12 protein-coding genes are annotated in these 11,289 nt (G+C 45.1%); 7 read left to right on the plus strand and 5 right to left on the minus strand.

Going from position 1 to position 11,289, the window contains the following annotated elements; all coding sequences use genetic code 11:
- Positions 1-799 precede the first annotated feature (799 nt).
- The 3 genes from QZ918_RS31860 to QZ918_RS31870 all read left to right on the plus strand — a co-directional run bounded on the left by QZ918_RS31860 (position 800) and on the right by QZ918_RS31870 (position 2,013).
- Complete coding sequence (locus tag QZ918_RS31860; protein ID WP_293342809.1) at positions 800-1,090, plus strand: DUF1816 domain-containing protein; 291 nt, start codon at positions 800-802, stop codon at positions 1,088-1,090.
- A gap of 121 nt (positions 1,091-1,211) precedes the next feature.
- Positions 1,212-1,475 (plus strand): hypothetical protein, encoded by a 264-nt coding sequence (locus tag QZ918_RS31865; RefSeq protein ID WP_293342812.1) that lies wholly within the window; start codon positions 1,212-1,214, stop codon positions 1,473-1,475.
- Between the two features lie 265 nt (positions 1,476-1,740).
- Positions 1,741-2,013 (plus strand): DUF1816 domain-containing protein, encoded by a 273-nt coding sequence (locus QZ918_RS31870; RefSeq protein WP_293342815.1) that lies wholly within the window; start codon positions 1,741-1,743, stop codon positions 2,011-2,013.
- A gap of 576 nt (positions 2,014-2,589) precedes the next feature.
- Here the strand turns inward: QZ918_RS31870 and QZ918_RS31875 are convergent.
- Entirely contained in the window at positions 2,590-3,606 is a 1,017-nt protein-coding gene (locus tag QZ918_RS31875; RefSeq protein WP_293342818.1) for a DnaJ C-terminal domain-containing protein, read from the minus strand.
- Between the two features lie 369 nt (positions 3,607-3,975).
- Here QZ918_RS31875 and QZ918_RS31880 point away from each other — a divergent pair, with 369 nt between their 5' ends.
- Positions 3,976-4,155 (plus strand): hypothetical protein, encoded by a 180-nt coding sequence (locus QZ918_RS31880; protein ID WP_293146766.1) that lies wholly within the window; start codon positions 3,976-3,978, stop codon positions 4,153-4,155.
- 359 nt (positions 4,156-4,514) lie between these two features.
- Positions 4,515-4,823 (plus strand): hypothetical protein, encoded by a 309-nt coding sequence (locus QZ918_RS31885; protein ID WP_293342821.1) that lies wholly within the window; start codon positions 4,515-4,517, stop codon positions 4,821-4,823.
- A 44-nt stretch (positions 4,824-4,867) separates the two neighbouring features.
- Here the strand turns inward: QZ918_RS31885 and QZ918_RS31890 are convergent, their stop codons facing one another.
- Together QZ918_RS31890 and QZ918_RS31895 are read right to left on the minus strand one after the other, a co-directional pair.
- On the minus strand, positions 4,868-6,157 hold the full coding sequence (locus tag QZ918_RS31890) for a glucose-1-phosphate adenylyltransferase (RefSeq protein WP_293342823.1): 1,290 nt from the start codon (positions 6,155-6,157) through the stop codon (positions 4,868-4,870).
- Between the two features lie 198 nt (positions 6,158-6,355).
- Positions 6,356-6,661, minus strand: coding sequence for a hypothetical protein (locus QZ918_RS31895; RefSeq protein ID WP_293342826.1), 306 nt, complete (start codon positions 6,659-6,661; stop codon positions 6,356-6,358).
- A 203-nt stretch (positions 6,662-6,864) separates the two neighbouring features.
- Here QZ918_RS31895 and QZ918_RS31900 point away from each other — a divergent pair, with 203 nt between their 5' ends.
- Positions 6,865-8,331 (plus strand): glycoside hydrolase family 13 protein, encoded by a 1,467-nt coding sequence (locus QZ918_RS31900; RefSeq protein ID WP_293342828.1) that lies wholly within the window; start codon positions 6,865-6,867, stop codon positions 8,329-8,331.
- A 200-nt stretch (positions 8,332-8,531) separates the two neighbouring features.
- Here the strand turns inward: QZ918_RS31900 and QZ918_RS31905 are convergent, their stop codons facing one another.
- The gene (locus QZ918_RS31905; protein WP_293342837.1) at positions 8,532-8,957 is read right to left on the minus strand and encodes a C6orf136 family protein; all 426 of its coding nucleotides are present in this window, start codon (positions 8,955-8,957) and stop codon (positions 8,532-8,534) included.
- 57 nt (positions 8,958-9,014) lie between these two features.
- Between QZ918_RS31905 and QZ918_RS31910 the strand changes: the two genes are divergently transcribed.
- On the plus strand, positions 9,015-9,566 hold the full coding sequence (locus tag QZ918_RS31910) for a hypothetical protein (RefSeq protein WP_293342831.1): 552 nt from the start codon (positions 9,015-9,017) through the stop codon (positions 9,564-9,566).
- Between the two features lie 110 nt (positions 9,567-9,676).
- On the opposite strand, the gene QZ918_RS31915 is transcribed toward QZ918_RS31910, so the two are convergent.
- On the minus strand, positions 9,677-10,861 hold the full coding sequence (locus tag QZ918_RS31915; protein WP_293342834.1) for a histidinol-phosphate transaminase: 1,185 nt from the start codon (positions 10,859-10,861) through the stop codon (positions 9,677-9,679).
- Between the last annotated feature and the right edge of the window lie 428 nt (positions 10,862-11,289).

The raw sequence follows: 11,289 nt of genomic DNA on the forward strand, positions 1-11,289 counted from the left end.
GCGCTGGATATTTCAGATATTTCAGGCGGTGCATTTAGTGACCATAAATGGAGCGAAGCAGGTCAGTAATTTAACCGAAGAGCGTCAAGATATATTGCGGCATTTAGGAGAGTATTGCTGTCAATATTATTTAATGTTTTCAAGTGAATAACGATTGAGATCGAGGTGTAGATATTTGTGAATAATTTTTATTAATTAGTCAAAATAATTTGCTCTTGGCATAGTTTGCCATGCTTAAAAAAATGATTAATCGCGATAAAAAGCAATGTGAATATGTGAGGAAAAGTCAATTATCTTAAATTAATTAATTTAGCTGAATTTAACAAGCTTCTGTAACGCTAACACTGCATAATTTCATCCCAAAAGCGTTTGGCTTCCAAGTTTTCACAACTGATAAAAAAATCTGACCCACATCTGCGGAATGTGGGTTGTAAGTTATTTAATGCTCATTCCTAAGCTTTCGCCGATTTAATTTGTCAGCAATTGCTGACTTAAATTATTTTTAGTGAGAATTGAGAGAGCGCCCTCAAGCTTCAATTTAAGAGCAACAAAGTACCTGTGCAAAGTAGCTTATTCCCTGAGATTCTAACTCTCGCCTCAAAATCAGCACTCAGGTTGAGGCGATCGCCGAAATAGTCTTGATAAAGTTAGAGAGTCTTAGAGACAGAAACGACAGAAACCGGGTTTGACGGACAAAATTCTCTGGTGAGGGGCGATCGCGAAGATGGGAGAACCCGGTAAATGAGAGTCGCGAGGACGCAAGTCCTATTACAAAATAAATAACCCATAAAGAGGAAAAATGCTTGGATTTTATTTATTTGGTCTCTACCTCGCAGTCTTGTCAGTGTTTGCCGGGCCCAGCCGCCGCAGCCCGGAGAAATGGTGGGTAGAAATCATCACAGATTTACCCTACTGTACCTACTACTTTGGCCCTTTCGACACCGACAAAGAAGCCTCCAGCAATACTCCAGGCTACATCGAAGACTTGGAAAGCGAGGGAGCCAAAAGACTTAGCATCCGCATCAAGCGATGCCATCCTTCGGATCTCACTATCTGCGAAAGTGAATTCTCAGAGAGTATCGCTGCTTAATAATTTTGATAGCTCAGACTGCCGAAACCGGGTTTTTTGACTGAAATACTTTCTCTATCGCCAGAAGTATCGGTTAAAAACCCGGGTTTCTGTGCGTCAATAATTCGTCATATCAAATCCGATGGCTGACGATAACAAAAACGGTTCGTGGTGCGGACTTAAGTCCGCAGCCAAAGAGCCGACTCAAGTCGGCGCTACGAACAAAATGATAACAAAAACGGTTCGTAGTGCGGACTTAAGTCCGCAGCCAAAGAGCCGACTCAAGTCGGCGCTACGAACAAAACTGTACATATATCAATTCAGTTTGAGTTTTCAATTATCTAAAAATAGAAATAGCAATCGGAAGAAGCAAGGCGAAATCTTCCGCAACGGTTTCAGCAATTAAGAGCTTCCTCATCGTCGGGCGTGGTTGCTACAACTCAACCCTCAACAATAAAATCAAGCATCGTTTTATTCTAGTTCTTGCTTGGCTGATTTTTTTTGTAGATGCCATTAAAACTCAGCCTCTTATATACCAAAATGCTTATGCTAGCCAGGATTAACTCTCAACAATTACCGTCGTTAAATCAGCACTGAGGACGAGTCGAACGAGCTATTTGTCCTGCTAAGTTAAGAACATTAAAAACCACTTGACTGCGGGGATAGCTACTATGTTCGGACTTTATCTATTCGGTATGTACGTCGCTGCTTTCTGGATACTGACTCAACCGACTGGCGGCAGTAGAGGTCGCGAGTGGTGGGTAGAAGTTGACACAGATTCACCCAAACGCACCTATTACTTTGGCCCTTACGAAAGCAAGGATGAAGCTTCTGATAGTACCAACGGCTACATCAAAGACTTGGAGAAGAAAGGAGCTAAAAAAATTAGCATTAACATCAAGCAAGGTCGCCAACCCAGTCAGCTAACAGCTACCGATGAATAATATCATTTTTTCAAAATCATGCAACGCTTTCAACAGTTGACAGTTGACAATTGAGTTGACAGTTTGAGAGCGACCTCAGGAGAATCTGATTTTTGCAAAAAACATTTCTTTTGACAGTCAAATTTGTAGTAGGGTGCGTCAGCCACTTCTGGCTCCGCACCTGAAAACTAGGCTAATCGCTGACGCACCCTACAATATTTATAAGACTCGCGAACTCAGAATGGCAATTTAATAAATTGAGCAACGTTTCTATCTCAATTACTTCCCCCAAAGTCGGCGGATCTGAAGATACCGAACTTATTTAAATTTCATTCCTTAAACAATCCGGACGCTCACTCCGCCAAACAATTTTCTTATAACAACCTATTTTCTAAACGGTCTAATATAGAGTTAGGTGTCACGAGTTAATTCGTAGGATGCGCCGCCATTCTTAAATCTGTAGTATTCGATCGACAATCTAATAGCGACGCACCTTACACATTGGGCAAACTAAACAAACCCAATTTTTTATTGTAGCCTGATTTTTTCTAAACGGTATTAGCCGATCGCACCAGTAGTTGCTTCTGAGATTGAAGATTAAAGCACCATCTGGTTTAAAGTGCTGCGGGGATTAAAAGTGCGATTAGCCTTGATTTTTTCGTAGCATTCGCGTTCTACAGCAGTGAGTTCTTTCGGCGGCACGATCGCAATTTTGACCAACAAATCCGTGCGTTCGTCTTTCTTCGGTTTCGGCCATCCCTTCCCGCGCAACCGCAAAGACTGGCCCGATCGCATTCCCGCCGGAAATTTTACAGTTATCATACCTTCAGGCGCCGGCACTTCAATAGAAGCTCCCAAAACCGCTTCATCGGGAGTTATCGGCACTTCGCAGACCAAATTCTCTCCCTCAAACTGAAAGAAAGGGTGAGGTAAAACTTCTAACTTCAGGTACAAATCTCCCTGCTGCTTCGTGTACGGGTCAATTTGACCTTTGCCTTTCACTCGAATTTTGCTGCCGGTTTTCACTCCCGCAGGAATCGAAACCTCACCAGTAGCAACTCGCTTGGAAGTTCCCCGAAATGCTTCCCCCAGAGTCAGCGAAATTGTCACCTCAGTGTCGCGAGTACCTCCGGCGCTGCGGTTCTCGTAGCCAGCGAAATCTTCAAATCCGCCAAAACCAGCAGGCCCCCCGGTGCCGGTGCGCTGGCTGCTGTAATTCCACTTGCTGCTGCGGCTGCTACTACTACCTCCACTGCTAGCTGCGCGCCCCAGCAAGGCATTAATAAATTCGTCAAAACTGCCGTACTGGCTGAAGTCAACGCCACCAAAGTCTACATTCGTAGCGCCCCCGCCCGGCCATCCGCTGGGAGTTGCCGCCGCTTGCTTCCAGTATTGGCCGTATTGGTCGTATTTTTTGCGTTTTTCTGGATCTGAAAGCACTTCGTAAGCTTCGTTTACTTCTTTAAAACGAGCTTCGGCTTCTTTGTTCCCCGGATTCATATCCGGGTGATATTTCCGGGCTAGTTTGCGAAAAGTTTTTTTAATTTCGTCAGAGGTGGCAGTTTTGTTGAGTCCCAAAATAGCGTAATAGTCTTTAAAATCTGTTGCAGCCATTAAGTAATCCTCTCTTTATTAGTTATTAGTTGTTACTTGTTAGTTGTTACTTGTTAGTTGTTACTTGTTAGTTGTTACTTGTTAGAAAGAATAAATCCCACATTAGCAGGATGGCGAATTATAGCAACCGCGCCAGACGGTGAGGACGTTCTCGCCTTGCACCTCTTCCTTCTTCCTTCTTCCTTCTTCCTTTTTCCTTTTTCCTTCTTCCTTCTTCCTTCTGTTTACCCGCTCGCGAAGTCCAAGGGCCCTCTTCCTTCTTCCTTCTTCAAATTATAGGTTATCAAAGTTTTGGACTCGATCGAGTTCGGTTGTTGCTTGCGGGACATCGCAATTTCCGCACCCCGCTGCTGTTGGAGATTTTGAGGAGTGCTACGTCTTCGCGATTTTGGTGTGGCTGCGATAGCTGAGGCGAACCCGGGAAAGCTGCTGCGGTTGTGGGCGCGATCGCCCGTTGGGTTGACTGCCACTGGCGATCGATCTTTTTTTACCGTGCGCGGTGCGATGGCTACTTCCTTAGCTTACGCCTACGAACTTTTCTTTCTTTAGCTTTTCGCTCAATGCAAATCCTAGCAGGTTCTCATCAGCAACTCCCGTCCAAATCTGCTACCTTAATTTCGACTATATTGTACCATAAAGCGTATATTAATTCAACAACCCTTCTGTATATTTTTTTCTTACCCTACTGGTGCTATACTTTTTTATTCTAACAGCACATCTATAGCTTTAAGTCACAAAATATACCAGAATCTATCTGCTGTCTGTTAACTAGAACACACACTTTGAAAAAAATTAAGATAAGATGGTAGCTCAATAACTTGTTAACGTTACGAGGGTGATAACATCATGAATTATTTGCTAAGTTGGCCTTGCGGCTGCTGCGACGATTGGAAAGATAGTTCCGAAAGTTGTGTGATGCTAAGAAACGGGCAGCGCATTTGTCAGTCGTGCTACGAGCGCAAATACAAGAATCAGAAGCAATCCGCCAGACGCAGGCGATCGAACATACGCGTATCACCGCAGACCGTAACAGAGACTGTTCCTTATTAATGCGCCTGAGTTTGAATGAAGCCAAATATTTCGACAGCCTTGCACCAACAGTTGCAATTAATAATGAAGTAAAAAAAATCATCAGTCATCAGTCATCGGTCATTGGTTATCTGTCACTAATTTATTTATTTATCATCAGTCACTGGCTGACAGATAACAGATTTTAACTTAAAAAACTAATGACTGACGACTAATGACTAATGACTAATAACTAAATGATAGTTCCATCAGGAATCGTGGCGTTTTTCAGGACTACGACAATGCCGCTGCGGATGTAAAAACCTTGGTTTTCGCGGTTGGCTTCTTCCACTCGGTCTTTATTAATGATTTGAACGTTCCGGCCGATGCGGGCATTTTTGTCCACAATCGCGCGGCGAATTGTAGTATCTGCACCGATACCGAGGGCGACACCACCGTGGTCTAAACTCGAATGCCGTTCCGCGTCGGGTTCGTAGAAGTCAGCACCCATAAGCAGGCTATCTTGAATCGTACATCCAGCTTCAATGCGCGCTCGAACTCCCAACACAGAATGGTCAATCCGGCACTGTTTGAGAATGCAGCCTTCAGCAATAATTGATTCCGTCACGTGAGTATCTAAAAGCTTAGTCGGCGGCAAGAAACGCGGGCGAGTATAAATCGGCGCATTTTCATCGTAGAAACTGAAAGGAGGCTGAGGCTGTTTGGTCAGCGCCAAGTTAGCATCATAAAAAGCCTCAATGGTTCCGATATCTTCCCAATAATCGTCAAACAAATAAGCTTGAACGTTGTGGTCTTTTGAAGAATTCGGAATAATCTCTTTACCAAAATCAGTTTGGTTGGGAGATTCTTTCAGGAGTTTAATCAGAACTTCTTTTTTGAAGACGTAAATCCCCATCGAAGCAATGTAAGGACTTTCCTGAGCCTGCTGCGGTGTCAGTCCCAGTTTAGTAGTATCCACCTGCATTTGTTTGAGCGCATCGCCTTTTGGCTTTTCGCTGAAAGAAATAATGCGGCCGTTGTCGTCGATTTTCATCAAACCAAAATCCGAGGCCCGCTTCTCGTCCATTGGCAAAACGGAGAGGGTGATATCGGCATTGGTTTCGCGGTGTCTATCCACAAACTTTTGGTAGTCCATGCGGTAGAGGTGGTCGCCTGACAAAATCAAGTATTCGTCAACGTCCCACTGTTCTAGCAGCGAAAGATATTGGCGAACTGCATCCGCTGTCCCTTGAAACCAGTTGGGGTTTTCCTGAGTTTGCTGGGCGGCGAGTACCTCGACAAATCCCTCGGTGAAGCCAGAAAACTGGTAAGTGCGAGAGATGTGGCGGTTGAGGGAGGCCGAGTTGAATTGGGTGAGGACGTAGATTTTGACTATTTCGGAGTTGATGCAGTTGCTCACAGGAATATCGATGAGGCGATATTTACCTGCGAGGGGAACTGCGGGTTTGGCTCGCAGTTTGGTTAGGGGGTAAAGGCGGGTGCCGACACCGCCACCGAGGATGATGGCTAAGACTTTTTTCAAGGAACTTTCTCCCTAGGATCTATGAACTCTCCAAGTCCAGTGTCGGATGGTGAGGGCTTCTTGACAAGGGGGGGAGCAAGGAAGTTTTGAGTGAAAGTTGGGTTGCTGGCGCAGAAACGGTTGTTTAGTCCCGATACTTTGTTCAAAGCCTCGACAAGATTTCAACAACTCGGTTTATGAGAGTTGGAGTTTTGAGTCTTAAGTCAAAATACTCATAATTGAATAATGGATATTGAAAAAAGTTGAGAGTTGTAACTTAAAGTATCCATCTGTATATAACGATACTTTAATGAAAGAATCAGGTTCGGGATTTTGAGTGCAAATTAGAAGTTTTCTCTGGTTAATTTCCGGTTCTCGCAATTTTTCCCGGCTGCGTAGGGCTGGTTGTTCTGGTTCCAGTTGCCCGATCGCACCTAAAAGCCCCGAGAGCGATCGGGTTATACTTGAGTGCGATCCCGTGGTTTGTGCTGGTGTTGCTCTTGTCTCAAACCGATTCAACTTCACAGCAGTCTGGAAGCGCCGCCCGTGGGGACGATATTTTTTTCAGGTAGCATTAGTTTTAAATCTGACGTTGAGTGCAAATTTGTGTAAGATGTGAGGATTTGTCGATCGACAAAACACGATCGAGCGTCTATTCTGTACCAAAAGCTAGATCTCCTAGAAACATCTGCTAATGTAGCCTAAGCTGTAAAAGACAGGAAAATTGTATGCAAATCCAAACGCCGGACTGGGTTAAACACGCGGTATTCTACCAAATATTCCCCGATCGCTTCGCTAAAAGCAAACAGCCGCGCAAACGCCTCCTGCAAAACTTCATCTGGGAAGAATGGCACGAAATTCCCACCCTCCAAGGCTACAAAGGCGGCGACTTGTGGGGCGTTATGGAACAGCTAGACTACCTGCAAGACTTAGGTATTAACGCAATTTATTTCACCCCGATATTTCAGTCGGCCTGCAATCACCGCTACCACACCCACGACTACTATCAAGTCGATCCGATGTTGGGTGGCAATCCTGCTTTTAAAGAGCTTCTAGACGCCGCCCACGATCGCAACATCAAAATCGTCCTCGACGGCGTATTCAACCACGCCAGCCGCGGCTTTTTCTTCTTCCACGACATCCTCGAAAACGGCCCCCATTCTCCTTGGGTAGATTGGTTTAAAATAGAAGGCTGGCCGCTATCTGCCTACGACGGTAATTTTCCTGCTAATTATGCAGGTTGGGACGGCAATCGAGCCTTGCCAGAATTCAATCACGACAATCCAGAAGTACGAGAATACATCATGGAAATTGCCGAATACTGGGTTAAATTCGGCATCGACGGCTGGCGGCTTGATGTTCCTTTTGAAATTAAAACTCCCGGATTTTGGCAAGAATTTCGAGAACGAGTCAAAGCAATTAATCCCGAAGCTTACATTGTCGGCGAAGTTTGGGAAGATGCGAGAGAATGGCTCGACGGCAGTCAATTTGACGGAGTGATGAATTATCTGTTTGCGGGGCCAACTATTGCTTTTGCAGCGGGCGACAGAGTAGATTTAGCTCAAATTGAAGGTCGTTCTTACCATCCCTATCCGCCGCTGTTTGCTAAAGAGTATGGGGACAAAATCCAGCACGTTTTGGAACTGTACCCGTGGCCGATACAGCTAACTCAACTTAATTTGTTGGCGAGTCACGATACAGCCCGGTTGATCTCAATTGCTGGAGGCGATAAAGCTAGCGTAGAACTGGCTAATTTGCTGCTGTTAACTTTTCCCGGAGCTCCCAGCATTTACTACGGCGATGAAGTTGGTTTGCCCGGTGCTCTAGATCCTGATTCCCGCCGCGGTTTTCCCTTAGAAGCTAACTGGGAACTTGAGGTTTTAGATTACCACAAGCAGTTGATAGCTTTGCGGCATAAATACGCTGCCCTCCGCACCGGAGACTACCAAATTCTATTTGCTGAGGGAACGGTTTACGTTTTTGCCCGAATTTTGGGGGATGAGGAAATAGTTGTTGCTGTCAATGTCGCGACTGAAGAGGCAAATATTAGTTTTGAAGCAGCTACTTTGAAATCTCCTCACGAGAAATTGCTGTTTGGTAAAGGCGAGTTTGTTTGGAAAGGTGAAGGGGAAACTCGGCAGTTAGAATTGATACTGCCGGCGCGATCGGGCTTGATTTTAGGTTCGGCTAGTTAGTTTAAGAAGATAGGTTTGTAGTGAGGACTTTAGTCCTCTGATTGCGGACTAAAGTCCTCACTACAAACCGGATAGGTGACGATCATTTTAGTGATTTACAAACAGCAAAAAATTGATTGCAGGGCCGATCGTTGTTTGAGTCACTATTAGGTTACTCTGGTTGCTGGTGCTGATGGTTGAGCGCGATCGACCTTTTTGGCTTATCCTGGGGTGACATCCTCGCCTTTGCCCAAAAACTGCTGGAGAATCTCTCCGGGATCTCTGTCCCAGGTATCGATATGTTGGTAAATTAAGCCCTCTGGATCCAGCTTGTATGTAGAATAGCCGTTGAAGAAGATCCGAGCTTTCCAGGGTACGCGCAGTGTCCCGCGAACAGTCCAAGTTGCCACAATAGTATCAGGGGTTGTCTGACTTACGTCGTGCAGGTCGAAGTAAATCTCGGTGAAAAATAGCTGCCCGTGAAATCGCAAAGTCCAAAAGATAATGCGATAGTTGATTTTTCCTTTAAATTTGTTAACAGGGTCTTGAAAAAAAACATCTTTTGTATAGATGTGGTAGGAAATGTCTTTCTCAAAAAGCGTCGGGAGATCTGCTTTGAGGATGTCTACTGTTTGTTGTACCTGCATTTGATTTTCGATCGCGCTCAAGCTACCACCTTGTGACACTATTGTGTGTAAGTTTAAATGGATAATCTCGATCGACAGCAAGAGCATCCAAAACTTGATACATCTAATTATATTGTCCGATCTCGCCTTTGGGCCGATCGGGACTTGCGACATCGAAACCTTGGCACAGATTTGATTGAACACCCCCACTCATCTGAAATTCTCGCAGAAATCAACGGCGGCAAGCTGTTGATGGTAGATAGCCGTCGCCGAAACGGTCTAATTTTGATTAAAGGCTTCCATGCGGAGTTTGCCGGGCCTGGTGCTGCCGTTGGAGGTGCTTTTGATGCTGACTCTCAGCAGGCGATTCCTGTGGGGGATTTTTGTTTTGTTTGCCCTCTATCTCCGGCAGAAAGACAGAAAGCTTTCGGAATTAGGCGGCATTGGCTGCGGTTAACGGAACAGTTAACGGCAAAGTCTGTAGCTGTGGAACGCGCACAAATGATTTTAACTCAGTTTGAACAATATTTTGATTCGGAAACAGTGGTACAAATTCCCGATGAAGCTTTGGCACTTTTAATCGGTGTATTTCCACAAACTATTCGCGCGGCGCGACAGATTGATAATTAAAAATTACATCATATATCCTGTCGGGGAAAACAATCCCGATAAGTTCGTAGTGAGGACTTCAGTCCTCTCTCGTTTCCTGAGGCCTGAAGTCCTCACTACGAACCAATTTGTTAATAAGTCAAAATCGCAGCGAGGCGATCGCAAGTTCGCACATTTTCGTCGGGGGTACCCACGGTAATTCGCAAACCTCCGCCTGTGTGGCGAATTAAAGTACCTTGAGCTTTTAGCTGCTGCATGATTTGTTGGTGTTTGTCTTCTGCCGATTCGCCCTCAGCAGTTGTCACCCGCAGGTAAAGGAAGTTAGCTGCACTCGGCCAAACTTGCAGTTTTTGATGCTGAGTTAGCGCTGCAATTAATTTGGCTCTTTCTGAGATAATTTCAGGAATTACTGCTAGCAATAATTGCCGCTGGGCGAGGGCAAACTCTGCCGCTGTCTGCGAGAAACTGGGCAGGTTGTAGGGGAGGCGGATTTTTTCTAAGGTGGCTGTGAGTTCGGGATGGGCGATCGCATATCCGACTCTCATTGACGCTAGGCGAAATGCTTTGGAAAATGTTCGCAAAATTATCCAATTCGGATGTTGCTGCAATCTGTCGGCTAAGGTATTTTGGCTGAATTCAAAATAGGCTTCGTCAATTACTACTAAGATATTTTCTGGCAAATTTGACAACCATTCTATTTCATCGGTGGTTAAAGCATTGGCTGTGGGGGAGTTGGGATGGACGACAAAGACGATGCGGAGGGGGGGATTTTGATTTTGGTCGATCGCCCTTTTAGCTGCATTGATGTCGATTTCAAAAGTCTCGGGGTTTCGCCCGACACTGACAACGGGAATCCCCAGGGTGGTGGCGGTAATTCCGTACATGGAAAAGGTGGGATTGGCGACGAAAATTGAGCCTGCGCCGCCCAAGCAAGTGGCGATTAAGAGCGATCGAATTAGTTCGTCGGAACCGTTGCCGACTGAGATATTGTCGGCTGTAATGGCTGTTTTTGGCTGTATAACCCCCCCTAGCCCCCCCTTGTTAAGGGGGGGGATATTTACGGATTCGTTGACGTATTGGGCGATCGCTTCTTTGAGTGCTGCATGGCCTCCGTCGGGATAGCGATTTGTCTCAATTAACTGCTGGTAAGTCCAAGCTAGCTTTTGTTTTAATTCCTCTGGCAGATCGTAAGGGCATTCGTTGGTGTCTAGGCGATCGAGTACAATTTCCGAGTGCGCTGATTCTCCTGAAGCGCCGCCCGGATGGGGAGTGTATGCGGTAAGTTCGGCTAAGTCTTTTCTGATAAACGGAAGCATGGTATAATTTACGACTTTTTATTTTAGATAATCTGCTTGCAAGCATCTGAACTTAGCATAAAGCTTGTTCTATCTCAAAAGCAAGAGGAAAGGGGGAATTGAGTTTCTGTCGATCGATTGATGCAGGCATCGCGGCAAATTAATTATCTTGATAGAGTAACTGCTGAAATTTGGAAACATACAATGAATAAATATGCAGCTTCGGCGCTTCTAGCTTTGAGTTTAGCTATTCTCCCTTCAGCCATGCCAGCTCAGGCTCAAACAAACTCCGCTCCGGCACAGAACAATACTGATTCTAATCAAGTAGGACTTACGCATTGACAAAATAACCAAATAGTGAATTCATAAATATAGGTCGTCTATTTTCTAGGTATCTGACAATGAGAAAAATAACTAAACCCTCTACGGCACAATGCAATAAAGACCTT

The sequence above is a fragment of the Microcoleus sp. CAWBG58 genome (assembly GCF_020883045.1).
In the GTDB taxonomy this organism is placed as follows: domain Bacteria; phylum Cyanobacteriota; class Cyanobacteriia; order Cyanobacteriales; family Microcoleaceae; genus Microcoleus.

Coding starts and splice junctions, on each gene's coding strand:
- QZ918_RS31860 (WP_293342809.1), top strand. CDS start 800: ATGCTTGGATTTTATTTATTTGGTCTCTACCTCGCAGTCTTGTCAGTG.
- QZ918_RS31865 (WP_293342812.1), top strand. CDS start 1,212: ATGGCTGACGATAACAAAAACGGTTCGTGGTGCGGACTTAAGTCCGCA.
- QZ918_RS31870 (WP_293342815.1), top strand. CDS start 1,741: ATGTTCGGACTTTATCTATTCGGTATGTACGTCGCTGCTTTCTGGATA.
- QZ918_RS31875 (WP_293342818.1), bottom strand. CDS start 3,606: ATGGCTGCAACAGATTTTAAAGACTATTACGCTATTTTGGGACTCAAC.
- QZ918_RS31900 (WP_293342828.1), top strand. CDS start 6,865: ATGCAAATCCAAACGCCGGACTGGGTTAAACACGCGGTATTCTACCAA.
- QZ918_RS31905 (WP_293342837.1), bottom strand. CDS start 8,957: ATGCAGGTACAACAAACAGTAGACATCCTCAAAGCAGATCTCCCGACG.
- QZ918_RS31910 (WP_293342831.1), top strand. CDS start 9,015: ATGGATAATCTCGATCGACAGCAAGAGCATCCAAAACTTGATACATCT.
- QZ918_RS31915 (WP_293342834.1), bottom strand. CDS start 10,861: ATGCTTCCGTTTATCAGAAAAGACTTAGCCGAACTTACCGCATACACT.